Source organism: Desulfogranum mediterraneum DSM 13871 (assembly GCF_000429965.1).
GTDB classification, from domain to species: Bacteria; Desulfobacterota; Desulfobulbia; order Desulfobulbales; family Desulfobulbaceae; genus Desulfogranum; species Desulfogranum mediterraneum.
Window position 1 is genome coordinate 109,794 of the sequence record NZ_AUCW01000017.1, and the last position, 25,977, is coordinate 135,770.

Below are 25,977 nucleotides of genomic sequence, written 5' to 3' on the forward strand. Positions count from 1 at the left end.
CATCTTGCTTCATCTCCTGATCCTGGGCCGGTTTTTCCACAGTACCTCTACAGAGTTGCTCCCTTTCCCCCAGGGACCTCTCCCTGCCGGAAGAAAACAGCCAATGGCCGGGACAGCGCCGATCAGCAACTTAATCCTGCCTGGCCATGATCCCATGTCGCGCACCTTCCCTTCCCCGGACGAGCGCAGGAGGCCACTCTTCCGCCTCCATCGAGTTGCCCTGGGTGCAGCCTTGCCAAGCTTGAATACAAGGGTGCAACAGCGACATGACCAGGGACCGGGGGCAACGTGATAATCCGGATATCCTCTTGATTTAGGAAGATAAACGAGGTAATGGTAGATATCGACCTGTGCAAGATGCACACCACCGGCAACCAGGATGATCCGTGCCCAGGCCGAGAGCCATTGACAGGGACCTCTCCCCCTGATCCGGAGCCGGGCCGATTCTCGGGCAGAGGAACCAGCAGAGGGGAGCTCCTTTCCATGCGCATCGTCAGCACCAACGCCATCATCCGTAAAATATTTCTCTACGAGTGCGGAGCCGTGGGTCTGCTCCTGGCGATTATCTGGGCCAACGAGCTCTTTGATCTGCCTTTCCTGATCCTGGGCGCCCAGCCCACGCCGGTTAACTGGCAGGAATCCGTGATCGAAAGCGTGCTCCTCCTCCTGGTATGGTCACCGGTTATCCTGGTCAATCAAAAGATCCTGAAAAAAATCAACACGATCGCCGAGGTCATCCCGGTCTGTCCCTCCTGCAAAAAAATCTGTGATGACCAGGAGTTCTGGCAGATCCTCGATCAGGCAGCCCATCGGTACGTAGAGACCGCCTTTATCAACGGTCTCTGTCTTGACTGTATCAACAGCTACTGCCCGGAACTGGCCCCTGAGGAGAGCGATGCAGGCCAAATCGTGACACGCCAAGACGGCAGGAGCGAGCCTCCCGCCTGAATCCCCGTGCCCTGTCCTGCCGAGAGGGGCGGATCACGGTTTCAGGGGGAGTTGAATTATAAAGGTACTTCCCCCGCCCGGTCGCGGTTCAAACCACAACTGCCCCTGATGCTTCTCCACCACTACATTTCTGGCAATGGCCAGCCCCTGGCCGGTGCCCTTACCGATGGCCTTGGTGGTGAAGAAGGGATCAAAAATCCGCTCCTGAACATCCCCGGGGATGCCCAGGCCGGTATCACTGATCTGGACGCGGACAAAATCCCGGTCAAAGGAGGTCCGGATGGTGATGGTCCCCCTCTCCCCCTCTTCCCCAGCCACCACCTCTTGGATGGCATGGGCGGCGTTGACGATAATGTTTAAAAAAACCTGATTGATATCAGCAGGCAGACAGCTCACCGCCGGCAGCTCGGGTGCAAAATCGGTCTCCACCTCGGCCACATACTTCCACTCGTTACGGCTCACCGTCAGGGTGTTTTCCAGGGCAGCATTGATATCCACCACCACCCGATCATCACTACCTGGGTGGGAAAACTCCCGCATGGCTCGTACGATATCCCCGACTCGCCGGACCCCGTCCCTACTCTGGCTGATGGTGGCGGGAATCTCTTCCAGGAGGAACTCCAGATCGACTTCCTCTATGACCGCAGCCAGCTCCTCAACCATCCCCTGGGTGGGCTTGCCTCCGACAACTGCGGCCTGCAGTTGAGCAAATCGTTGCAAGATTGCGTGGAGCTCAACAAAACCCTCGTCAAGAAAATTCAGATTATCACCCACAAACTGAACAGGGGTATTGATTTCATGGGCAATGCCTGCGGCCAGCTGGCCTATGGCCTCCAGCTTCTGCGCCTGACGGAGCTCCTGCTCTACGGCGATCTTCTCGGTGACATCTTCAAAGAGCAGGATGACCCCCTGGGCGACCCCTTTGCGGTCTTTGACCATGGAGACATGGATGGCAAAGTCACGCTCCCCCACGTCGGTCACCAGCCGCTGAATGATTTCCGCGGCCCCCTCCTTGCCCTGCTCAGCAATCAGCGAGCCCCAACAGCGCCGCTCACCATTCTGCAGGCCGGCGAAAAACTGCTCACAGTAGGGTCTCCCTGGCGCTGCCTCTGCAAACCAACGCTGGATCTGGCGATTCACCTGCAGGATCTCATTGTCGAGATTGACCATGACCACCCCGATATGCAGCCCATCCATGATGGTGCGCAACTTCTCTTCAGAGGTATGGAGCAGCTTGAGCGTTTTCTTCCGCTTGGTGATATCAAGCATGACCGCGAGGATCCCGGAGGCGGCACGACCTTGCCCCCCGACCCGTGCCCGATGGAAGAGCATATCCTGCAGTTGACCATCGGGACCTGTCACTGTCTGTTCAAAAATCTGGACCCCACCCTTGGCCCGCAGCTCCAGATCCCTCTCTGCAAAGACTGTCGCCGACTCATGGCCGACCAGTTCCCCCACAGTTCGGCCGATGATTTCACCACTGGGCCGCTGCAGATACCTGGCAAAGGCCTGGTTGCAGCCGCGGTAGACCTCGGCATCATCCTTGTAATAGAGCGGCAGGGGGATGGTATCCATCAGGACCTGGAAAAATTCCAACTGTTCGCGCAGGGTCTCGGTCCGCTGGGCAATCTTGGCTTCCAAGAGCGCGGTATAGGCCTGCTCCTTCATCTCGAGCTTATGCCGGCGCAGGGCGTTTTCCACGGTGATCAAGACCATGTTGTGGGCAAAGGGCTTGATGATATAGCCATAGATCCCGATTTCGAGAATTTCCTTGGCCTGGTCCGGGTCGTCGATGACGGTGACCATGACGATGGCGGTCTTTGGGTAGGCCTCCTGGACATGGCGGGCAAGCTGGGCCCCTGTCTCCCCGGGCATATACATATCGGTCATCAGCAGGTCAAAGTGTTCCTCCCTGAGCCTTGCCCTGCCCTGGGCAGCACTGGCCGCAGTTGTGCATTGATAGCCTGCGTCCTCCAGGATACGTTGCAGGAGGCTGCAGATTACCGCTTCATCATCCACAATGAGAATACGATCCTTCATACCTATGCTCATGCTCTACAGTTGAGGGGATCTTAGCTGATGAGTCTGTTCCATCGGGACCGAGACCATAACAATGGCTGCAAGCAGTCCTAATCCAGACCGGCAGAGGAGATCCCGGCCCGCTCCTCTGCGTCCAACAGCCTGCGGACCGTGGTCAGCAAATCCTTTCGGCTGACAGGTTTTTCCAGAAGCGCCTTACAGCCGATCTCTTTGACGCTCTCCTCGGAGATGATATTGGAAAAACCGGTCATCAGGCAGATAGGCAGCCGGGGGTTGAGCTGCAACACTTCCTGTGCCAGTTGGTTACCGGTGAGCATGGGCATGGTGACATCACTCAGGAGCAGATCAAAGCCATCGGGCTGCTGCTGGATCAAGGCCAAGGCCTGCAGGGGATCGCTCTCGGTGGTCACCGTATACCCATACTGCGCCAAGATCCGGTCCAATACCCGCAACAGCACCGGTTCATCATCCACCACCAGGATATGCTCAACCCCGGCGGTGACCTTCTCCAGCGGCACCTCCTGCAGCCGCCGTGCCTCGGCCTTCTCCACTGGCAGATACACCCTGAAACGGCTACCCTTGCCGGGTTCAGATTCCACCTGGATCATCCCGCCCAGGTCGTGGACAATACCGTGAACCACGCTGAGCCCCAGTCCGGTCCCTACGCCTGGTTCCTTGGTGGTATAGTAGGGGTCAAAAATCGACTCAAGGGCCTCGGGGGCTATGCCGCAGCCGCCATCACTTACCAGCAGGCAGAGGAACTCCTTGCCGGTCAGCTCCGGCCGACTCTCAAACACGCTGTCCAGGGGCGTGCACTGCTCCAGCCGTACCTCCAGGATTCCGCCCCAGGGTTCCATGGCATGGTTGGCGTTGGTGCAGAGGTTCATGATGATCTGATGAATCTGGGTGGGATCGGCCAGGACCTGGGAGGTATCGGCTGCGATGCCCTGCACCAGTTCCACCGTGGAGGGCAGGGTTGAACGGAGCAGTTTCAGGCCCTCTTTCACCACCAGGCCTATATCCAGGGGGATCAGTTCAAGCTCTGCCCGCCGGCTGAAGGTCAGGATCTGACGAACCAAGCCGGTGGCCCGGACCCCGGCTCCATGGATCTCCCGGAGATAATCGAAGAGCTCACCCTCCCTGTCCGCCATCTTCAACATGGCCAGCTCGGTGTAGCCCAGGACCCCGGCAAGGATGTTGTTAAAGTCATGGGCTATGCCGCCGGCCAGGGTGCCCAGCGACTCCATCTTCTGGGCCTGTCTGAGCTGTTTCTCCAGCATAACCTTCTCTGAGATATCTTCAAGCACGGAAACAGCACTGACAATGGTCCCCTGGTCGTCATAGACCGGAGCAGCTGAAGCCAACCAGCTCTTACCCCGGGAAGAGTGACGGATCGTGCTGGAGGCCTGACCCGACTCCAGGGCGGTGACCAGGCCACAATCCTCACAAACCTCTCCCTGCCCGTGAAGGATCTGATGACAGTCCTGCCCCATGGCCTCTTCCAGAGACAGTTCCATGGCTTTGAGGGCAGTCTCATTGGCCCAGATGATCCGCATCCGGGGGTCGATGAGGACGACCCTGGCGCTGAGGGCGTTGAGAATAGCACGCAGGCGTAACTCGGAGTTACGCAACTTCTCCCTGGCCTCACGCTGTTCAGTGATATCGATGAATATCCCCAAGAGGCACTGATCATCGCCTCCTACGCTGATCCTGATCTTGCTGCTGTTGAACCAGCTGAGGGCGCCATCGGCCCCGCAAAAAGAGTCCTCAGCTACCCGCAGGGGCACACCCGTGGCCAGGACCTGCCGACGAGCCTGCTCATACCTGGCCGCATCTTCACCCTCCATCCGGCCGGCTCGAACCAGATCCTGATCCGTCTTACCGATGAGCTCCTCCTGATCCATGTCCAGAGATGCGGCCAGGGCCTGGTTGGCCATCAGGTACTCGCCCTGCTGATTCTTGATAAAGATACCGTTGGGAGCGGCCTCAAAGATGGTCCGCAAACGCTGCTCGCTCTCGACCAGGGCGTTTTTGATCTCTTGCTGCCGGGAGACATCGATGTTGGCTACCAGGGCCCCGACCACCTCGCCACCGGCGCCGAACAGGGGCGTGGTATAGTTGCGAATGGTGCGGACCTCACCGTCAAAGGCATGGATCTCCAGCAGTTCGTCACGGACCTGCACTCCCTGTTCAATGGTGGTTCGCAAGGCCCACTCATGGGGCAGCACCTCTCTGCCCGAGGACAGGAAACGGGCCTTAAAGAGACCATACTGTTCGACCCCCACCAGGGGTTCCGCTCCCCAGATCCGCCTTGCCTCAGGATTGCCCCGGGTAATCCTGCCCGCACTGTCCGCCATCCAGAGGCCGATGGGCAGGCTTTCAAAGATCTGACGAGCGCGGGCCTCACTGCGCTGCAGGGCCTCTTCGGCCATCTTCCGGGCCGTGATATCCTCGTGGGCCATGACCAGCAGCAGCGGCCCTTCCCCGGGCAAGGGGCAGGCCCGAAGATGGAACCAGCGCTCCCCTTCCGGGCCATGACAGGAATACTCGATCTCAAACAGCTCCAGGCTGCCCTGAAAGATCCGACCAATGCCCTGAACCATCCCCCGGGCAGCGAGATCGCCCCGGGCGGCCGTCTCCCTGACCGCATCCAGATAGTTGTCCCCCTCCCTGCCCCTGTCTGTTCCACCTCGATGCTCCGCGGCAAAGGCTCTCCAGGCTTCATTCACCTGGACAATGGTTCCAGCCTGATCCAAGACGGCAATATGGGCGGTCAGGGCGTCCAAGCTGGCATGGGACAAGCTCTCCCTGGCCCGCAGTTGGCGGAGCGTTCCATGCCGTTCCACGGCATGTCGACAGAGCCGGCTCAAGAGGGCTGCAGTCAGCTCCTCTTTGAGCAGGTAGTCCTGGACACCCAGGCCAAAGGATGCCTGGCGGAGCTGATCGTCGTCCCTGGCTGCACAGAGAATGAGCACCACCTCCGGGGCCTGTTCCAGAGCCCGCTGCACGGTATTCAACCCCTTGCAGCCGGGGTGATCCAGATCAAGGAGAAAGAGGTCAACCATCCCCTTGGCAAGAGCGATAAAGGCATCGGCAAGGTGCTCACAACTGGTAACAGCCCAGTCTGCCCCGAGCGCAGAGGTCAGCATCGCGCTCAGGGAGGAGGAGCTATGGGGGGCGGCCTCAAGCAGCAGGATCTGCCTTGCCTGGTTCATCACCCTCAAGACTCCTCTTTTCCGGGGAGCAGATAGGCAGCGTACTTCCTGTCGGTCTCCATGATGTGGTGCAACAGCCACTCACGAAGAAAGAGATACAGCTCCCCGGCGACCTTCTGGTCACCAGCTTCCAAACGCTGCCGATAGGCGCTCACCGACTGGATCAGTTTTCCATGTTCCCGGCGATGCTCGTCGAGCTCAGGACAGCAAGCCTCGGCCATGGCCCTTTCCTCGGCAGCAAAATGTTTTTGGGAATATGCGATCAAGGCCTCGATCACGTCTTCGACCTTTGCAGGGTCCAACTTATCACGAACCACCCTGAACATCTCGTTGAGCAGTTGCACGATCTTTTGATGTTCCAGGTCAAACTCCTCAACTCCGGTGTTATAGCCTGTTCTCCACTTGATCAAGGACACAGCCCTCCTTCATCCGATCTCTTTTTCCCGAGTACCCAGGGTAATGGTCTGTTGTCTGTGGGGGCGGGGGACGGCAAACTATCCTGCTCCAGGCCAGCCATTCTTTTTCATGCCCTGGCTGGTCGGCTGCCGCCATCTTTTCCTTTGACTTTCAAGGCCCCTATGCGACAATATCCTTATATTGTCCAGCTCCTTGTATACTATAATCGACAGCCAGACATCACCAAGAATATTCTGCAAAAAAGCTATGTTCCAAAGCTATCGCTTACAGGTCCTCGCCCTGCTCCCCCTGCTGGCGGGAATGGTGGTGACCGGCCTTTTGGCCATCAATATGTTTAACCGCGACATGGACCAGCGGCTCAGCGACATCCGCGCGAACCTGGAAGCCCAGATCCAGGATGAACTGCAGGCCCGGGTTGATACCGCCTACACCCTTGCATACACCTGCCGGGAACAAGGCTTTGCTCAACAGGACTGTCTCAGCCTGCTCAGCAATATCCGTTTTGACCAAAATAATTACCTCTGGATCCACCATTACGATTCGGCAGATCCGGAGGGTGCCGTCCTCCTGGTGCACCCCAATACCGATATCCTGGGTCAGGATTTATCGGGCTATATTGATCTTGAGTGGGTCAAGAAACTCTATTACCAGGGCAAGATCCTTGACAAGGATTCCGTGGGGGCCCAAAACATAAAACCATTAGAAATTTTTAAGGAATTTAACAAAATTGCTTCCGAGGACCGACAGGGATTCATCAGCTATTACTGGCCAAAGATCGTCCAGGGACACTCCACGGAAATCGGTTACCCCAAGATGTCCTATATCCGCTACTTTGAACCCTTTCACTGGGTCCTGGGAGCAGGTGAGTATGCAGATACCATCGACCAACGGGTGCTCATGACAAGAAGCCAGCTCCAGGCGGCACGCTCGACCTTTATCTCCCTATTTACGCTGATCTTCATGGCCAGCGCCATCCTCCTGGTTGCCATCACCTCCTCCATCTCAAAAAAGATCTCCACCAACCTGCGCCAATACGAACAACGACTCCTGGTCTCCGCTCAACAGCTCCGCCAATCAGAACAGCGTCTCTTTGACATCGCCTCCAGTTCCGGTGACATCATCTGGGAAATTTCCCCGGACTGCAGCTACACCTTTGTTTCCGGCAAAACCGAAAACCTGCTGGGCTACTCGGAGCAGCAGCTCATCGGAACTTCGATATTCAGCAACATCCCAAACCGGCAGCAGCATCCTTTCAGGCTGGAAATCGAGACCCGTCTTCAGCAGAGACGTCCCATCCATGACCTGGAGCAGAGCTTCACCACCTGCAGCGGTACGGAAATTCAACTGCTCATCAGCGGCAAACCGGTCTTGGATGACAGTCAAGAACTGATCGGTTACAGAGGAGTCTACAGGGATATCACCGAAAAAAAACGAAAAGAGGCCCAACAACGAATACTTGAGCAGGAGTTGCAACAGGCGCAAAAGATGGAAGCTGTCGGCACCCTTGCCGCTGGAATTGCCCATGAAATCAACACGCCACTCCAGTTCATCGGCGACAATACCAGCTTTTGCCAGGACAGCACCGATGATCTGTTCCACTTCTTCCAGGCCGGCAGCGTCTTGCTTGGAGCAGACGGAATGGCCCCGGAAGAGTTGTCAGAACAGTACCAGCAGCTACGGGAAAAATATGAGATAGACTACCTGGAAGAAGAGCTGCCCAAGGCCCTGCAAGAGTCCCTGTCCGGGGTCGAACAGGTGCGCACCATCATCCAGGCAATGAAGGACTTCAGCCACCAGGGCAGCGTTGAAAAGGAAGAGGCTGATATCAATCAGGCCCTGGAAAGCACCATCGTGCTCTGTCGCAACGAATGGAAATACTGTGCAGAACTCACCACTGATTTTTCCCGGGACCTGCCGAAAGTTCCCTGCTATATTGGCGAACTCAAACAGGTCTTTCTCAACTTGATCGTCAACGCCAGTCATGCCATCAGGGAAGATCAAAAAGCCGAGGGCCATGGCAGAGGCCGGATCATGGTGCGCACCTATTCCCAGGGCGGGATGGCCATAATCAGCATCCAGGATAACGGGGCCGGGATCCCCCGGGCCATCCGGGACCGGGTCTTTGATCACTTTTTTACCACCAAAGAGGTGGGCCAGGGCTCAGGACAGGGGTTGGCCATAGCCTATCAGATCATCCGGGAAAAACACCTGGGATCCATCAGCTTCGAGTCCCACGAGGGTCTCGGCACCACCTTTGTGGTTAAACTCCCGCTCCAGCCCCAGATGTCCGGTACCAGCGGTTGAGATCCATGGCTCCCTGCATCCCCTGCCCTACCCCCACCCCAGGCTCAAGCCTTCTAGCGGAAGCCGTCCCTGGAAAAGGTGGAGTTGGAACCCGTGGGTCGCCTCTCCCCGGTCTGGTCAAGATCGAGGATGCAGTGAATGCTGCCCATCTGAGAATTCCATGAAGGAGAAAGTATGACCAAAAGGAATGTTCTCTTTGTAGACGACGAACCCAATATTCTTTCCGGATTACGCCGCATGCTCCGCTCCATGCGCAAGGAGATGGAATTTCACTTCGCAGAGAGCGGCAAAGAGGCCCTGGAGGTCTTTGCCGCAAGCCCCATAGATATCATCGTCTCTGACATGCGGATGCCCGGCATGGACGGCGCCACCCTGCTGACCACGGTCCAGGAGGAGTATCCCCAGACCATCCGGATCATGCTCACCGGCCAGGCCGATGAGGAATCCATCCTCCGAACCGTGGGTGTGGTCCACCAGTTCCTGGCCAAACCCTCGGATCCGGAGACCCTGCGTGAGGTACTCCAGCGGGCCTGTGCCCTCCAGGAGCTGATGAATAACGATGGTCTCAAGTCCCTGGTCTCCAGCCTGGGCAGCCTGCCCAGCCTTCCCGCGGTCTACCGCGAACTGCAGAGCGCGCTGCACAACCCTGAATGCACCATAGCCGATGTCTCCGCCATCATCGAGAAAGACATCGCCATGAGCGCCAAGGTCCTCCAACTGGTCAACTCTGCCTTCTTCGGCCTCTACAAAAACATCGACAGCCCTTCCAGGGCGGTCAACTTACTGGGCCTGGACACGGTCAAGGCCCTGGTCCTGGGGGTGGGCGTCTTTACCGAGTTGAAGCCGCCCTCCTCTAAAAATTTTTCTCTGGCCAGCCTCTGGGAGCACAGCTTTACCACCGCCTCCTTTGCCAAGAAAATCGCTCAGCTGGAAAGTAATGACAAGGAACTCATCGACCAGACCTTTATCGCCGGCATCATCCACGACATTGGCAAGCTGCTGCTCTTCTCCAGCCTCAAGGAGCAGTACGTGGAGGCAGTCGACCGGGCTGCTGAAGAAAATCTCAGCCTCTCAGAGGCGGAGATTGCCCAGTTCAACGCCGACCACAGTGATGTGGGCAGTTATCTCATCGGCCTGTGGGGACTCCCTGGCCAGGTGGTTGAGGCCATTGCCTTTCAGCATCGGCTGGAACAGTATCCGGAGCCGTCCTTTTGCCCGGCCCTGATCTTACATGCTGCAGATATCATTTATTACAGCCTGAAGCCGGAAGAGTGCATCGGCAGAGCGCCGGTCATCAACCAGGCGTATCTCGAACAGATCGGCATGGACGATCATTATCAGGCCTGGTTTGAACAGTGTAGAGAACTTCTCCAGTGAGGTTGCAGCATGACGGAAAGAATACTCTTTGTTGATGATGACCCCAACATCCTCCAATCCATCAAGCGCCAGTTCAGAAAACGCTTTTCCCTGGAAGTCGCCGAGGGCGGCGAACAGGCCCTGGAGCTGCTGAAAAGAACGGAACCCTTTGCAGTCATCGTCACCGACATGCGGATGCCGGGAATGAACGGTGTGGAGCTGCTGGGAAAGGTCAAGGACCTCTATCCCGAGATGGTCCGCCTGATGCTGACCGGCAATGCCGACCAGGAGACTGCCATGGAGGCGGTCAACACCGGCCATGTTTTCCGCTTCCTCACCAAACCCTGCCCGCCGGCCACCTTTATCACCGCCATTGCCCTGGCCCAGCGACAACATCGCCTGCTGACCGCAGAGAAGGAGCTGCTCCAGCAGACCCTGAAGGGCAGCATCAATGTTCTTTCCGAACTCTTGAGTATCGCCAATCCAGTGGCCTTCAGCTCCGGCCTGCGGATCAAAAGGTTTGTGGTCACCATCGCTGCAGCCCTTGGCCTTCCAGGCCTGTGGCAATATGAGATTGCCGCCCTCATGTCCCAGATAGGGTGTGTGACCCTGCCTGCCGAGATCATCAACAAGGTCTACTCCGGCCAGAGCCTCAGCCCCGAAGAGGCGGAGATGTACGCCAATCACCCGGCCATAGGGGCCAGGCTCCTGGAAAAAATCCCCAGACTGGAAAACGTCACCACCATGATCGCCCTGCAGCAGCAGCCCTTTGAAGCCTATGGGGAAGAGGCCTATGGAGATATCTTCGAAGAGGTCCAGACCGGTGCCCAGATCCTGAAAGCCGTGATCGAGTTTGATCTCCAACTCTTTCGCGGTATCAGACGCTCCGAGATCATCAAGGAGCTGACCAAACAGCGTCGTGTCTACAACCCCAGTATCGTCGACCAACTGGCCGGGCTGAAGGCTGAACCTGAGAAGAGTATTGTCACCTTACCGGTCAAGAGTATCGCCCCGGGTATGGTCGCCACCGAGGATGTCATGGCCAAAAACGGGGTGCTGGTCATTCCCAAGGGACAGAAGATTACCTGGCCCCTGGTTCAGGGACTGAAAAACTTTGCCAGGCAGGTCGGTATCATCGAGCCCATCCGGGTAGAGCTGGGCCAGACCTCAGGTGAGACCACGGAAATCACGACATAGGGGCTGGCAGGGGGAGGCTAATCCTTGTGATTTGAGGCAATACGATGAAATTGCGGTTCCACCTGAAGAAAAGCATCGATGAGCAGGGGATCGAAATGAGAGCCCCTGCCCTTAAGCATGATCTCCATGGCATTCCCATGGGAGATGGCCTTCTTGTAGACCCGCTTGGAAATCAGGGCATCGTAGACATCGGCCACCGCCATGATCCGACCGGCCAGCGGAATCCGCTCTGCCTTGAGTCCCCTGGGATAACCGGTTCCGTCATACTTTTCGTGATGACTGCCGGCAATCTCTTTGGCACAACTTAAAAAGGAGGTGGGATGGCCGGCCATCTGCTCAAGATTGGCAATGACCTCCTCCCCGTAGAGGGTGTGGGCCTTCATCTCTTCAAACTCCTCTGCCGTCAACTTGCCGGGTTTGAGTAGAATCGAATCACGGATGGCCACCTTGCCGATGTCGTGGAGCGGTGCTGATTTCTTCAACAACTGAATATATTCGGCAGTGAGTTGCTCGGTAAAGGCTCCCTGCTCTACCAGGGTTTCGGCCAGCAGTTGAACATAGATCCGAGTCCGGTGAATATGCCTGCCGGTCTCAGGATCACGATATTCCGCCATCTCGCCCATGGCCTCGATGATCACATCCTTGAGCAGTTCCGTCTCCTGGGTCCGCTGCAAGACCAAGGACTCCAGGCCTGAACGATAGGCGTAGAGTTCCAGATGATTGCGCACCCGGGAGCGCAGCTCAACCCCTTTAAAAGGTTTGGTCACATAATCCACGGCACCCAGCTCAAAGCCGCGAGCCACATCGTCCGACTCGGCCCGGGCTGTGAGAAAGATAATCGGAATCGAGGCCATATTTTCATACTTCTTCAGCTCGGCAACCGTCTCAAAACCACTCATCCCAGGCATCATCACATCCATCAGGATCAAATCCGGATGCGCCACCCTGATCCGTTCCAGGGCCTGCTCCCCACTGGTGGCGTAGGCAAACTCGCAATCCAGGTCAGTGAGATGGGAGAGGGCGATCTGAATATTTTCCGGAACGTCGTCTACAATAAAGACAAGAGATTTTTTTTCAGGTTTCATGGCGTCGACTACCTGCGTGTTCTAATTGTTTAAGAATCTGCTCAACACCCACTATATCATGATCAGTTGCATATTCCATAAGTTTGCTTCCCAAGGCAACAACGTCGTCCAGTTGCCGCTTGGCCCCGCCCTGTTGCAGAATGGCGCCAATGTCCTGAGCCGTAGAGAGGCTGCCGGAGTGGATCGCCTTTTCCAGCAACATCTCCAGGCCCTCGCTCCAGATGAGGGAAAGTGAGGACAGGGGACGCTCGGGCTCCTCCGCCTTCCCCTGGTCGCTCCCTGCAGCCGGGACCTCGCCGCCCTTGCCCCGCCCATGACGCTCCACCATGGCCCTGACCTCATCCAGCCGAAAAGGTTTTTGCAAAAAATCGTCAAACAGGGGCTTATAGTCGCTCTCATCCATGATGTTGCCGGTCATGACAATCACCGGTATCTCATGGGTTTGCGGAATGGCCCGCAACTCCCTGGTCACGCTTCGGCCATCCCTGCCGGCAAGATTCAAATCCATGAAGATCAGGTTCGGTTGCTCCTCCACGGCCTTGTCCAGGGCTTCCTCAGGGGTGGCCGCGGTGAGCACCTCCACGGTGGTGTTTCGGAAGAAATCGCTGAACACATCGGTGATCAACTCCATGTCGTCAACCACCAGGACAGTGAGCTGCCCCTCCAGGGTCGAGGAGTCGGCAAGATCCTCCTGGCTGGATCCGGCTCCCTGCAGCCCGGCTGAAGCCCCAACCTGGTAGAGAGTCACCAGAAAACTGGCCCCCTCTCCCTCCCGGCTCGCCAAGGTAATGGATCCCCCCATCATGGCAACCAGGCGGGCACAGAGGGAGAGGCCGAACCCCCTGGACTGGCAGGCATCGGAAAATTCTTCTTTGCCGGGATCAAGGGTGTTGGCTATCATCTCCTGCTCAGCTTCAGGGATACCGATACCGGTATCCTCCACAGAGATCAGGAGGTCATAACGATCAGCATCGTTGCTCGAAGGATGGGCCTGCACCGAGATCAGCACGCCCCCCTTACGGGTAAATTTAATGGCATTACTCACCAGGTTCTGGAGCACCTGCTTTAAACGGACCCCATCAAGAAAGAGGTTACTGGGGACCTGGCCATCCACCCTGTTCTCCAGGTAGAGACTCTTGCCATAGGCCTGCTCCTGATAAAATTCAACCACCTCATCAATGATATCCTGGAGGCGAACTGCGGTCTTGACAATCTTCAATCGACCGGAATCAATCTTAGAGAGATCCATAATATCGTTGAGTATGGCCACCAGAGACATGCCGCTTTTAAAGATCGTCTCAGCATATCTTTGTTCTCTTGGCGCCAGCTCACCGCCGGCAAGCATCTCTGCATAGCCGATGATCGCATTCATCGGGGTGCGGATCTCGTGATTCATGTTGGCCAGGAACTCGGTACGAACCTGCCTGGCCATCTCGATCATGCCCTGGGTCGGGCCAGGATGCTCCTGGGGAAACGAGAGGGCAGGTTGAGCATCGGCTCTCCCCAGAAGAAGCTCCTTGCCGTAACGGATCACATAACAGGCCTGCTCCTCCTCCTGAAGCAACAGCACCTCCTCCTCAACGCCGGAGGCAGGGGCATAAGAGATGACCTGTTGCTCGCCACGCAACAACTGTTCAAGCAGCCCGTCTGGAAAAGAGGGGGCAACCAGATGATGGGGTTGGCCCAGAAGGGTGAGCCCCTCTCTCCGGCCATGCTCCATGGCCTTGGCATTGGCCTGAACCACGGTACCATCTTCATCAATCCACAACACCTCCAGGGGGGCATGGTTCAAGGCCTCAAGGGATATATATCCCCCTCTGTTCGCTGGTCTGTTGTTCATAGCGTATTCCCGACGAAATCCAAAAGCATGGCCTTCGTGCCTTTACCCTCTCTGAAAAGCCCCCAAAGAAAAGGCAATCCCCTGTGTCTCCCGGTGACGGTTCGTTTCCACGGTCCGGGGCTCAGGCGACAACCATTGCACAGCCAAAGGATTCGGACCGGGTAAACCGACATTGGAGTCAGTATACCAGCATACGCCTTGAAATCAAAAGGAGGACTTATTTTTCTTGTAGCTGCGAGCGGCAGCCAGGAGCCCCATGCTCCACTCAGGGCTGCCCGGGGCCAGGACATGGGTATACATGGCCAGGACATTCTTCTTCTTCAGGCCATCCCTCCCCTGGATAAATCCTGCCCCACGCTCCATCTTCAAAACCAGCTCAGCCGGCTCACCTGACCACTCTTTAATGGTCGAGTATCTGAATTCATGCCCTTTCACCCGGGTGCCGACAGGGTAAAAGCTGTTTTCTGCCTCCACGGTAAAGGCAGAATAGCCATGGGCCTGGGGTTTTTTGGCAAGGCCGAAGACGATGGGAAAGACATTAGCCAGAGGGTATTCCCGGTCATCGATACAGATGGATCGTCCCAGATAGATCAGGCCGCCGCATTCTGCATAGATGGGCAGCCCGGCCTCAGCCTGTTGACGTACAGACGCACGAAAGGTGACATTCTCAGCCAGTTGGCGGGCGCTGGTCTCGGGAAAGCCGCCGCCGATATAGAGGGCATCCAACTCCTCGGGCAGGCACTCGGCCGAGAGGGCATCGATGGCCACCAGACGGGCTCCGTCGCGCTGGAGCATCTCCAGGTTTTCCTCATAGTAAAACTGAAAGGCCATGTCCCGCAACACCCCGATCACCAAGGGGGAGGCCGTGGTATCGACCTTCGGCGCAGGAGGTGCCGCTGTTTGTACCCTGGCCATGGCCGCTGTGATGGCCTCCAACTCAAACTCGGAGCGGGCCAGCTCGGCTAGTTTGTTGACCGCGGCATCGGCATTACAGTACTCCTGTTGCGGAGTCAGGCCAAGATGGCGCATGGGAAAGATATCCTCCCGCATCCGGGGGACGATTCCCAAGACCGGCAGAGGGGTATAATGCTCCAGGGTCTGACGGATAATGGTTTCGTGGCGGGAGGTGGCGATCTGGTTGAGGATAACCCCGGCAAAACGGACATCAGGATCAAAGGCACAGCAGCCAAGGACCAGGGCTCCGATGGTGCGGGTCGTCTTGGAGCAGTTGACCACCAGGAGCACAGGCAGGTCCAGTTCTTTGGCCAGGGCTGCGGTGGAATAGTGGCCCTGGTAATCGACCCCGTCATAGATGCCTCTATTCCCCTCGACAACACCATAATCAGCCCCATGGAGATGACTGAAAAAGGAGTACCGAACCGTCTCTGCAGACATCAGGTAAGGATCCAGATTGTAGCAGGGGGACTGGGCCGCGGCGGTCAGCCAACCGGCATCGATATAGTCCGGCCCCTTTTTGAAGGGTATCACAGCGGCACCGGTATCTCTCAAGGCCCGGGTCAAGCCCACCGAGACCATGGATTTTCCTGCGCCGCCGCTGAGGCCGGCAATGACGATACTTTTGGCTTCATGGGGTCCAACAACACTGGTGTGGGTCATAATAGTTCGCTAGAAAAGGTGGAAGAAAAATGAGACAACAGGAGCTACGCTCCGGAGGGGTGCGGCCGCTTTATCCCTTCGGCTCGGGAGCGCCTAGGGTACCCCTTGTTCCTGATCGTGGGGTTGAGGTCGGACCTGCTCCCAGACCCAGGTATAGAGTTCGTTCAACTGCTGCTCCAGGAGCAGTCGACACTGCTCGAGCTGTGCACTGTCGAGCTCTCCCGGAACCACCAGGGGCTCGCCATAGCGAAGGACAACGGTGGAGAAGGGCAGAGGGATGACGGTCCGGTCCCAGCTCTTAAAGGCCAGGTATCTGCTGGCCGCCCAACAGACAGGCAGCACCGGTCGGCCGGACCTGGAGGAAACCAGCAGACATCCTGCCTGGGCCCTTCTCGCAGGCCCCTGGGAACCATCGGCCACGATCCCGCAGTTACGGCCGCCACGGATGGCCTTGAGCATAGCCCTGAGAGCGCTCACGCCCTGACGATTGGAGGAGCCGCGCAGCGGGGTATGGCCCATGAGCCTGGCTGCTTCCGCAATATACTCGCCGTCACGGCTGGCACTGACCATCACCGCGGCTGGATAGCGGCGGAGATGATAGAAGAGGTAGACAAAGGAGTAGTGCCAGAAGGCAGCCACCACCGGGCCATGCTCCAGAGCCCGATCTCGGTGTTCGCTCCCCACAACCCGGACCCGGCAGGTGGCAAACCAGAGCCGCACCAGAAGGACAAAGAGGCGCGGCACGATTCTAAGCGAGAGGCGATACCAGTAATCAGCCAACTTCAAGCTCCAGCATTTTCAAGGTGTTCATCTGATCGCGATAGCCGGCCGCAGCTTCAAAATCCAAGACCTCGGCCGCCGAGCGCATCTCGGCCTCCAGGCGCCGAATCTCGGCATGGAGACTTTCCAGGTTATGGTAGACCACCTCTGGCTCGGCACTGCCCAGGGCTGCGGCTGACTCCTCCGGCTCCCAGCCCGAGGCCTTGAGATGCCTGGCCATGGAGTCTTTGACCTCGGAGATCACAGTCTGGGGGGTGATCCCGTGGGCCTCATTAAAGGCCCCCTGGATGGCCCGCCGGCGGTTGGTCTCATCGATGGTATAGCGCATGGATGGGGTAAGATGGTCTCCATAGAGAATGACCCGGCCATGGGCATTACGTGCAGCCCGCCCGCAGGTCTGAACCAGGGAGCGCTCCGAGCGAAGGAAGCCCTCCTTGTCGGCGTCCAGGATGGCCACCAGGGCGACCTCGGGAATATCCAGCCCTTCACGGAGCAGGTTGATTCCCACCAGGACATCAAAATCCCGATTACGCAGTTCCCGAATCAGTTCGATCCGCTCCAGGGTCTTGATATCGGAGTGGAGGTAGCGGACCCGCACCCCCAACTCCTGATAGTACTCGGTCAGATCTTCGGCCATCTTCTTGGTCAGGGTGGTGACCAGCACGGCCTCATCGGCTGCGCTGCAGCTACGAATCTCTTCCAGGAGATCATCCACCTGGCGGGCCGCGGGTCGCACCTCAATCAGGGGATCCAGCAGCCCGGTGGGTCGGATCAGCTGTTCCACCACCCTGCCTGCGCTGCGCTCAAGCTCATAGCTTCCCGGGGTGGCAGAGACGTAGACCACCTGGTGGATCCGCTGCTCAAACTCATCAAAACGCAGGGGCCGGTTATCCAGGGCCGAGGGCAGTCGAAAACCGAAGTTGACCAGGGTCTGCTTGCGGGAACGGTCGCCGTTGTACATTCCCCTGACCTGGGACACCCCGATATGGGACTCATCGATGATCAGGAGATAGTCGTCGGGAAAGTAGTCCAGCAGGTTGGGCGGCGGCGCCCCGGGCAGCTTGCCGGTGAGGTGACGGCTGTAGTTTTCTATGCCGTTGCAGTAGCCCAACTCGGCGATCATCTCCAGGTCAAACATGGTCCGCTGCTCCAAACGCTGGGCCTCGACCAGCTGGTTCTGCTGGTACAGCTCTTCAAGGCGCTGGCGCAGCTCCTCCTTGATGGTCCCTGCAGCCCGGCTGAGGTTCTCCTGGCTGCTCACAAAGTGGCTTCCCGGAAAGATGGTCAGCTCGGCCAGGTCCTCGATCACCACCCCGCGCAGGGGGTCGATGACAGAGATCGCCTCGATGGTATCCCCGAAGAACTCCACCCGGACCGCATTGTTCTCCTCATGCACCGGAAAGATATCAATCACATCTCCCCGCACCCGGAAGGTGCCGCGGTGAAAGGAGACATCGTTGCGTTCATAGAGCATGAAGACCAGCCGGCGCTGGACCTCCTCCATGGGGTAGTCTGCATCGACCTCCAGGAGAAGGTGCATGTTCCGATACTCCTCGGGCGAGCCCAGGCCGTAGATGCAGGAGACCGAGGCCACGATCAGGACATCCCGCCGGGTGATCAGGGAGCGGGTGGCGGAGTGACGCATCTTGTCGATGGCATCGTTGATGGCAGAATCTTTCTCGATATAGGTGTCTGAGGCAGGGATATAGGCCTCAGGCTGGTAGTAGTCGTAGTAGGAGACAAAATACTCCACCGCGTTGTGGGGAAAGAGTTCCCGAAACTCGGCAAAGAGCTGGGCAGCCAGGGTCTTGTTAGGGGCCAGGATCAGGGCGGGCCGCTGCAGGGCCGCCACCACCTGGGCCATGGTAAAGGTCTTGCCCGAGCCGGTCACCCCCAGGAGCACCTGATCACGCACCCCCTCTCGAAGCCCCTGAACCAGGCTGGCGATGGCAGCAGGCTGATCCCCTGACGGGGTGAAATCGGTGACCAGCTCAAAGGGCCGGTCGGTCTGATAGTGCTGGCTGGTCACCATGGTCGACTCCTGAACAGGAAGCGGAGAGGACAGGGGCTGACCGAGAGCTGCGCTTTAGAACTCCATCTCAAAGCTGTAGACCCCTTCTTCAATCTTACTGCTCACCTTCAATCCGGAGTGGTTGAAGACGTTCTGCATCCGGCGGTTATCCCGGAGCACCTCGGCGGTGAAGCCGGCGATACCGTTGCCCTTGGCAATCTTGATCAGGTGCTGGAAGAAAAAGCTGCCCAGCCCCTTACTCTGCCAGTTATCCCGGACAATGAAGGCGACCTCGGCCATGTTGGTGCTCTCGTTGAGGTAGTAGCGGCCGACAGCGATAATCTGGTCACCGTGGGCCTCCGGGATGGTGCCGACAATGCAGACATCCCGGCGGTGGTCGATATAGACGAAATCCTGAATATGACGATGGGTAAAGCGCTGATGATTCATGAACCGGTAGAAGATGGTCTCCTGGGAGAGGTTGTAGACCAGGTCACGCATGTGGGGTTCATCGGTGGGCCGGATGGAACGGATATCGACGTTGATCCCCTCGGGCATCAAATAGGAGGCCCGCATCCGTTCCTCTCCGGGGACGATGAAGCGGCTGCCGAATCTGGCCAGGTCGGGCCGGAGGTACTTGGCCTCCACCGCCTCGGCAAAGAGTTGCTCCCGAAAGTCGGGATGGGCAATGGATATCAGGGCCATGACCCGCTCCTGGATGGACTTGCCATGGAGATACGCCACCCCGTACTCGGTGACCACGTAGTGAACCGTGCCCCGGGTGATGACCACCCCGGAACCGGGCTGGAGGGTGGTGACGATCCGGGAGCGGGTGCCGAACTCGTCCAGGGAGGGCATACAGATGATGGCCCGGCCCCGTTCCGACTTGGCAGCGCCGCGGTTAAAATCGATCTGACCGCCGATACCGGAGTAAAACTGGCCGCCCACCGAGTCGGAACAGATCTGGCCGGTAAGGTCCACCTCCAGGGCCATGTTGACGGCCACCATCCGTTTCTGCTTGCCGATCACCGCAGGGTCGTTGATATACTCGGTGGGACGGAAGCTGAAGAGGTGGTTGTCATGGATAAATTCGTAGAGCTTCTTGGTACCCATGCAGAAGCTGGCGGTGATCTTACCCCGGTCAATGGTCTTTCTGGCACCGGTCACGGCCCCGGATTCTATCAGGGGCATGATGGTGTCGGAAATCATCTCGGTGTGAAAGCCGATGTCCTTGCGATCGTGGAGGTACTCCATGACCACCTGGGGAATCCGACCGTAGCCGGGAACCCGGCCCAGGCCAAGCTCGATGGTGGCACCGTTGGGGATCAGGGCCGAAACCTCCCGGGCAATCTTCCTGCTGATCTCGTTGGGGGGATCCACCTCACGCTCAAGGATGGGATGATCCACCGGCACCAGGATATCCAGGTCATAGACGTCCACCAGGGTATCCCCATGGGTCCAGGGCATGTTGGGATTGACCTCGGCAATGACCAGGGAGGCGTTGTCTGCGGCACTGCGGACAATATCCACCGAGATCCCCAGGCTGACCTTGCCGGTTTTGTCCGGCGGGGTTACCTGGATCAGGGCCACATCGATGGGCAGGATGCCGGTATCGAGCAGGTCCGGGATATCCGACATCAGAATCGGGGTATAGTCGCCAAAGCCCTCCTGGATGACATGACGGACATTGGAGCTGATGAAAAAGGCATTGATGGCAAAACATTCAGACAGCCGTTTTTCCGCATAGGGGGCGCTGCCCTTGGTGATCAGCTGGATGACCTCCACATTGGCCAGCTGACCGGCTCGTTTGGTCATGGCCGTGATCAGGTCCTGGGGCGCACCGCAGCCGGTGCCGATGAAGACCCTCTGGCCGGCCCGGAGGTGGGAGAGCGCCCTCTTGGGGGTGGCGAGCATATCCTTATATCGTTCCTGCCAGTTACTATCGTATTCCATGGTACTTCCTGTCTGCACTAGGGTTCAGTTGACGCCGGACGCTCAGCCCCGCTCCGTGGTATGGGCAAAGGTCATCCGGGCATCGGCGACAATGGGTTCGTTCCCGATCTCACCCACGATCAGGGGGTTGATATCCAGTTCCATGATCTGGGGAAAATCGGTGGCCAACTGGCTGATCCGCTGGAGGGCAACGGCAATGGCACCGATATCCACCTCCTTGGTCCCCCGCTTACCCTTAAGCAGTTCATAGGAGCGGGTGGACTTGAGCATCTGTATGGCCTCATCCTCGGTGATGGGGGCAAGGTGAAAGGCAACATCCTTCATCATCTCCACGAAGATACCGCCCAGACCGAACATCAGCATGGGACCGAACTGGGGGTCCCTGGTCATACCGATGATCACCTCCATGCCGCTGTCTGCCATCTTTTCCACATAGATCCCCTCGATGTGGGCCTCTGGGGCATGTCTGCCGATCCTGAGCATCATCAGCTCAAAGGCATCGGCCACCTCCTGACTGGAGCCGACATTGAGTTTGACCCCGCCCATGTCACTCTTATGGATGATATTGGGCGAGACGATCTTCATGGCCACCGGAAAGCCGATAAAGCGGGCGATCTCCATGGCCTGTTCCGGGCTGACCGTCAACCGCCCCTCCAGGATGTGAAAACCGTAGGCCTTGAGGATGTCCTTGGACTTGACCTCTCCCAACCGCAGTCGTCCGGTCCGCTGCCTCCGGGCAATGATCCGCTCCACCCGACGACGGTTGACCGGAAAGCGGACCACATGCCGGGCAGGTCGACGCCGCCACTGACCATAGTCAAAGAGGGACTTCAGGGCCGCCACGGCCCGCTCCGGGGTATCGTAAAAGGGCAGACGCAGGGTGGCCAGTTCCCGACGGCTGGGCATGACATCGTCACCTCCGAGAAAGGAGGCCAACACCGGTTTGGAAAAGTCCTGGGTCTCGGCAATGGCCAGGGCGGTCACTGCCGGCTGGGTCATGTACTGGGGCGCCAGGACGACCAGGACCGCATCCACGGCCGGATCCTTCTGGACCTCGGTGATCAGGGCCGCATAGTCGGCCGGTTCGGCGTCGGCCGAGACATCCATGGGGTTGTTGACCCGGCTGACCGAGGGCAGGATGTGTTGGATGGCGGTCCGCAACTCATTACTCACCGAACAGATCTCCAGCCCCTCCCGTTCCAGGGCATCTGCGGCAATGGTGCCTGGTCCGCCGGCATTGCTGAGCACAAAGACCCGGCTGCCCCGGGGGCAGGGCTGCATGGCCAGGGCGGTGGAGTAGTCGAACAGGGCCTCAAAGGTATCTGCCCGGCAGATGCCGGCCCGCTTAAAGGCCGCCCCAAAGGCGGTGGCCGGCCCCCCAAGGACTCCGGTATGGATGGCCGCAGCCCGTTTACCGGCAGTGGTGGTTCCCGACTTGAGGATAACGATGGGCTTTTGCATGGAGGCCTCTTCGGCCGCCTTGACAAAGCGATCACCGTCGCTGATGTCTTCCAGGTAGCCGACAATGACCCGGGTCTGTTCATCCTGGGCCAGGGCAGTAAGCACCTCCACCTCGGTGATATCCGCCTTGTTACCGATCGAGATGGATTTAGAGACCCCCAGCTCACGTCCTTCGGCCAGGTCCATCATGGCCGTGCAGAGGGCACCGGACTGGGAAAAAATGGCCATGCTGCCGGGTTTGGGGATACGCTTGGAAAAGGAGGCATTGAGCTTGATCTCGGTGTTGATAAAGCCCAGGCAGTTGGGCCCCAGCAGGCGGACGCCGCCCTTGCGGCAGACCTCCACCAGCTGCTGCTCAAGCTCCCTGCCCCTGATGCCGCTCTCCTTGAAGCCGGAGGCCACCACCACTGCAGCCGTGACCTTCTTCTTGACCGCCGAGCTGGCCGCTTCCAGGACCAGCTCGGCCGGCACCGTGATCACGACCATATCCAGGTCATAGGGGTAATCGTTGATCTCGGCATAGACCTGCAGGCCCATCAACTCGCCGCCGGCCTGGTTGACCGGCACAATCGGCCCTTCAAAGCCGCTCTGAATCAGGTTGTTCAAGACTTCATAGCCGACCTTACCAGGGGTCTTGGAGGCACCGATCACCGCTATGGACTGGGGAGAAAAGAGTCTATCCACGCCTACCTCTCTGTTCAGATTGTAATTTTGGGAACATGAACCTGGAAACCAGCAGCCTCGATGGCCCTGTGGACAGCCCGGATGTTATAGGTGTTGATCCGCAGGTAGATCATGGGATTCTCCTTTTCCGTACCCTTGGAACGAATCAGCCGGGTGAACTCGATCCGGTTGTCCTCCATCACTTGAACGATGGCGCTCAGGGCCTGGGGTTCACCGTTGTCCTCGATGGAGATCAGGGCCGAGCCCTTTTCCCCCAGGCCAAAGAGGCCGGTATAGGCCTTCATCAGGTCCATGGCAGAAAAGATGCCCACCACCTGTTGCTGCTCATTGAGCACCGGCAGGGCACCGATGTTCTTTGACTGGAGGAGCAGCAGGGCCCGGTCAAGGGTGGACATGGGGGTGAGGTAGAGGCAGTCCTCGGTCATCACCACCGAGACCGGGGTGTTGGCCACCGCCTCCTCCACATTGGCCCGTTCCTTACTACGGGCCACGGTGGACGGGGTCGCGGAACGGAGATCACGGTCGGTGAGCATCCCCAGTAACACCCTCTGGTCGTCCACCACCGGGATATGGCGAAATTTGTGGGTATTGAGCATCTCGATGGCCTCGGCCACGGTATGGTCGGGACCAATGGTACGGGGTGATGGTGTCATATAGTAATGGACAAACATCGCGCTACTCCTCTGACTCACGCGGAGCCGGGGTTGAAGTTAATGGCTGGATTGCACCCTTGTTTCTGCCCATCACGGCCTTGGGCGGAAGATCATCTCCTCTGGACAGCTCTGCTCTGCCCAGCCTGTGGTACCATTAGCCGCCGGTCTGGTCGAGAAAAAAGAGCCTGAATAATCAAGAGGCCGCCTGTTGCCTGGCCCGGACAATGCCCTCCAGGTAGGCTACGGTGCAGTCGCCCAGGGTCTCGATGTGATAGCCACCCTCCAGGATGGAAAGCAGACGTCCCTCGGTGAACCGACGGGCAAGATCTGCGACCAGGGTGCCCAGCTCGGTATACATTTCGGTGGAAAAGGCCAACCCGGACATGTCATCTTCTGCATGGGCATCGAAGCCGGCCCCCACAATCAGGGCCTCGGGTTGAAAGGACTCCAAGAATGTGACGATCCGGGCAAAGGTCTCCCTGACCTGCGTATCCCCGGCCCCGGGCAGCAGGGGCAGGTTGAGTATGGTCCCCCTGCCCTCCTTCAGGCCATGCTCTTCGGGCCAACCGGTCCCTGGATAGCTGAAGCTGGGATGCTCATGGAGGGAGACATAGGCTCCATGGGGATCCTCCTCAAAAGCCGTCTGGATACCGTTACCATGGTGGGCATCAAAATCAAGGATACAGATCCGTTCCCGACCATATTGCCGCTGCCAGTAGCGGGCGGCAATGACGCAGTTGTTGAAAAAACAGAAGCCAAAGGGCATGTTGGGCTCGGCATGGTGACCGGGAGGTCTGGTGGAGCCGAAGACCACCTCCTGGGGATTTTTTTCCACCAGATCAACACCCACCAGACCTGTACCGGCTGAGAGGGTCGCTATCTCAAAGGAATCATAGCCGACCTGGTTATCGGGATGATCGATGTAGGTCCGGCCGCTGAGCACGGCCTCCTCGAAACGAAACAACCAGTCTTCGCTGTGAAAGGCAAGGAGTTGTGACCGCTCCACCGCCCGGGGACGGGCGTAGCTGATCAGGGGCTGGAGCGAGCTCTTCTCCAGCGCCTTGGCGATCACCTCCAGGCGTTGTGGTATTTCCGGATGCTCGCCGCCGCCGGTATCATGTTGCTGAAAGGCAGGATCTGTTATAACAGTTACTGAAATCACGTTTCCCATAAGGTGAAGAGTCTGTTATGGAGAGTGGTCCCGCAGATGGTCCCTTCTCCGTTGAGAATACTTCTTATCACGAACACTACGCTATTCCAGGCAAGGCAACAGTTCTCGGTTACCTGGCCCCTACTCTAATCGAAATCATCATGCATATCCATTTTTTTAAATCATTCCTTTGCCCAAGGTGCCGACGAACTGAGCGACTGTTACGGGAGATCAGCCGTGACCACCCGGAGATCACCATCCAGGCTGTTGATCTCCTCAGCCACCCCCTGCTGGCCCTGCGTCACCGCGTCCTCATGATCCCTACCCTGGTCTCCGAGGACAACCGCCGCTTAAGCGGCTGGCTGCCCGACAGGACACAGCTGCTTGAGTTTGTCGGCCAGGGGGCCGAGGGTGAGCCGGCAGAGGGCGACCAGAAGAAGCCTACTGCTTCTGATCCTCGCTTCGCTCCGGCGGAAAAAGCCGACTGAGCATGGAACGTTTGCCCGGCGGCAGCCCCTGCAGGATCTTCAGGTTGTCCTCGGCCGTATAGTTTCGGTCCCAGAGCTGAAGAGCCGTCTGGTAGGCCTTTTTAGCGGCCTCCAGCTCTCCCTTATAGCGCAGGACCACCCCCAGGTTGGCATAGGAGACGGAGAGGCGACGCCGGGTTTCCAGCTGGGCCATGAGGATGTCGTCCACCCGCTTGGCAATCACCCGCTCCAGGTCCACCTCGATCAGCTGCGGATCATCTCCAGGAAAATCAGGCCTGACCAGGGCCTCAACCTCCGGCCGGGAGAGGCTCCCCATCCTGGCCAGCCAACCTTCATAGAGGGCAATGGCCTGGCGGCTATACCCCTCGGCAGTGGCCAGGGTGGCCAGCATCTGGCTGCGTTCCACCTCGTGCCCTGAGAGCAGTTCGGTCTCCAGCTTGACCAGGTAGACCGAGGCCATGTTGTTGAAGATGACCCCCAACTCGAAAGAATCAGCATATCCCGGGATTTGGGCATAGATGAGCTCCATGCCCCTGAGCAGGCTGATGGCCGTACCATAGTCATCGCTCTCCAGCCCCTTTTCATACTGGCGGAGCATGGTTCTGGCCTCCAGCACCCTGGGGTCTTCCGCTGAGTTGATCCTGTCATAATAAATAACCGCAGAGATCAGGATCAGCACCACTACGCTCAGGGTGGCGAACAAGACCTTGACCAGGCCTGACTGTTGTCGAAACTTGTGGACGAGATTCATAACATTCGAAATAAAAACGCCTCCACT

Annotated in this window: 18 protein-coding genes; 5 read left to right on the forward strand and 13 right to left on the reverse strand. The window is 58.2% G+C overall.

Annotation, left to right across the window (positions count from 1 at the left end):
* Nucleotides 1–483: 483 nt before the first annotated feature.
* Nucleotides 484–948, forward strand: a complete 465-nt coding sequence (locus G494_RS0109225; RefSeq protein WP_153305818.1) for a hypothetical protein — start codon at nt 484–486, stop codon at nt 946–948.
* Nucleotides 949–981: 33 nt separating this feature from the next.
* Here the strand turns inward: G494_RS0109225 and G494_RS25345 are convergent, their stop codons facing one another.
* The 3 genes from G494_RS25345 to G494_RS0109240 all read right to left on the reverse strand — a co-directional run bounded on the left by G494_RS25345 (nt 982) and on the right by G494_RS0109240 (nt 6,613).
* On the reverse strand, nt 982–2,988 hold the full coding sequence (locus G494_RS25345) for a response regulator (protein WP_051305561.1): 2,007 nt from the start codon (nt 2,986–2,988) through the stop codon (nt 982–984).
* Nucleotides 2,989–3,077: 89 nt separating this feature from the next.
* Nucleotides 3,078–6,203, reverse strand: coding sequence for a PAS domain-containing protein (locus G494_RS25350; RefSeq protein WP_051305562.1), 3,126 nt, complete (start codon nt 6,201–6,203; stop codon nt 3,078–3,080).
* Between the two features lie 5 nt (nt 6,204–6,208).
* Nucleotides 6,209–6,613 carry a bacteriohemerythrin gene (locus G494_RS0109240; protein ID WP_161629966.1) on the reverse strand — a complete coding sequence of 135 codons (405 nt, stop codon included), beginning with the start codon at nt 6,611–6,613 and terminating at the stop codon, nt 6,209–6,211.
* A gap of 253 nt (nt 6,614–6,866) precedes the next feature.
* Between G494_RS0109240 and G494_RS25355 the strand changes: the two genes are divergently transcribed.
* The 3 genes from G494_RS25355 to G494_RS0109260 all read left to right on the forward strand — a co-directional run bounded on the left by G494_RS25355 (nt 6,867) and on the right by G494_RS0109260 (nt 11,477).
* Nucleotides 6,867–8,924 (forward strand): ATP-binding protein, encoded by a 2,058-nt coding sequence (locus G494_RS25355; RefSeq protein ID WP_051305563.1) that lies wholly within the window; start codon nt 6,867–6,869, stop codon nt 8,922–8,924.
* A 174-nt stretch (nt 8,925–9,098) separates the two neighbouring features.
* The gene (locus tag G494_RS22710; RefSeq protein WP_035246016.1) at nt 9,099–10,301 is read left to right on the forward strand and encodes a response regulator; all 1,203 of its coding nucleotides are present in this window, start codon (nt 9,099–9,101) and stop codon (nt 10,299–10,301) included.
* Nucleotides 10,302–10,310: 9 nt separating this feature from the next.
* A complete protein-coding gene (locus tag G494_RS0109260) occupies nt 10,311–11,477 on the forward strand; it encodes an HD domain-containing phosphohydrolase (protein WP_028584306.1) in 1,167 nt (388 codons plus the stop codon).
* A 17-nt stretch (nt 11,478–11,494) separates the two neighbouring features.
* On the opposite strand, the gene G494_RS0109265 is transcribed toward G494_RS0109260, so the two are convergent.
* The 9 genes from G494_RS0109265 to G494_RS0109305 all read right to left on the reverse strand — a co-directional run bounded on the left by G494_RS0109265 (nt 11,495) and on the right by G494_RS0109305 (nt 24,732).
* On the reverse strand, nt 11,495–12,562 hold the full coding sequence (locus G494_RS0109265; protein ID WP_028584307.1) for an HD domain-containing phosphohydrolase: 1,068 nt from the start codon (nt 12,560–12,562) through the stop codon (nt 11,495–11,497).
* The gene (locus tag G494_RS0109270; RefSeq protein ID WP_028584308.1) at nt 12,552–14,402 is read right to left on the reverse strand and encodes an ATP-binding protein; all 1,851 of its coding nucleotides are present in this window, start codon (nt 14,400–14,402) and stop codon (nt 12,552–12,554) included. Before G494_RS0109270 ends, G494_RS0109265 begins: the two co-directional genes overlap by 11 nt.
* A gap of 204 nt (nt 14,403–14,606) precedes the next feature.
* A complete protein-coding gene (locus tag G494_RS0109275) occupies nt 14,607–16,019 on the reverse strand; it encodes a cobyrinate a,c-diamide synthase (protein ID WP_028584309.1) in 1,413 nt (470 codons plus the stop codon).
* Between the two features lie 93 nt (nt 16,020–16,112).
* Nucleotides 16,113–16,799 carry a lysophospholipid acyltransferase family protein gene (locus G494_RS22715; protein ID WP_051305564.1) on the reverse strand — a complete coding sequence of 229 codons (687 nt, stop codon included), beginning with the start codon at nt 16,797–16,799 and terminating at the stop codon, nt 16,113–16,115.
* Complete coding sequence (gene uvrB / locus G494_RS0109285; RefSeq protein WP_035246018.1) at nt 16,792–18,831, reverse strand: excinuclease ABC subunit UvrB; 2,040 nt, start codon at nt 18,829–18,831, stop codon at nt 16,792–16,794. The genes G494_RS22715 and uvrB overlap by 8 nt, the downstream gene beginning before the upstream one ends.
* A gap of 54 nt (nt 18,832–18,885) precedes the next feature.
* A complete protein-coding gene (locus G494_RS0109290) occupies nt 18,886–20,763 on the reverse strand; it encodes a bifunctional acetyl-CoA hydrolase/transferase family protein/GNAT family N-acetyltransferase (protein WP_028584311.1) in 1,878 nt (625 codons plus the stop codon).
* 42 nt (nt 20,764–20,805) lie between these two features.
* Nucleotides 20,806–22,908 (reverse strand): acetate--CoA ligase family protein, encoded by a 2,103-nt coding sequence (locus G494_RS0109295; protein WP_035246019.1) that lies wholly within the window; start codon nt 22,906–22,908, stop codon nt 20,806–20,808.
* 14 nt (nt 22,909–22,922) lie between these two features.
* Entirely contained in the window at nt 22,923–23,579 is a 657-nt protein-coding gene (locus G494_RS0109300) for a CBS domain-containing protein (RefSeq protein ID WP_028584313.1), read from the reverse strand.
* Nucleotides 23,580–23,754: 175 nt separating this feature from the next.
* Nucleotides 23,755–24,732: a histone deacetylase family protein gene (locus G494_RS0109305; protein ID WP_035246020.1), complete on the reverse strand. Its 978-nt coding sequence runs from the start codon at nt 24,730–24,732 to the stop codon at nt 23,755–23,757.
* Between the two features lie 17 nt (nt 24,733–24,749).
* Between G494_RS0109305 and G494_RS0109310 the strand changes: the two genes are divergently transcribed.
* On the forward strand, nt 24,750–25,199 hold the full coding sequence (locus G494_RS0109310; protein ID WP_028584315.1) for a thioredoxin family protein: 450 nt from the start codon (nt 24,750–24,752) through the stop codon (nt 25,197–25,199).
* Here G494_RS0109310 and G494_RS0109315 read toward each other — a convergent pair.
* On the reverse strand, nt 25,153–25,950 hold the full coding sequence (locus G494_RS0109315; RefSeq protein ID WP_028584316.1) for a tetratricopeptide repeat protein: 798 nt from the start codon (nt 25,948–25,950) through the stop codon (nt 25,153–25,155). The two genes, G494_RS0109310 and G494_RS0109315, sit on opposite strands and share 47 nt — an antisense overlap.
* Nucleotides 25,951–25,977 lie beyond the last annotated feature (27 nt).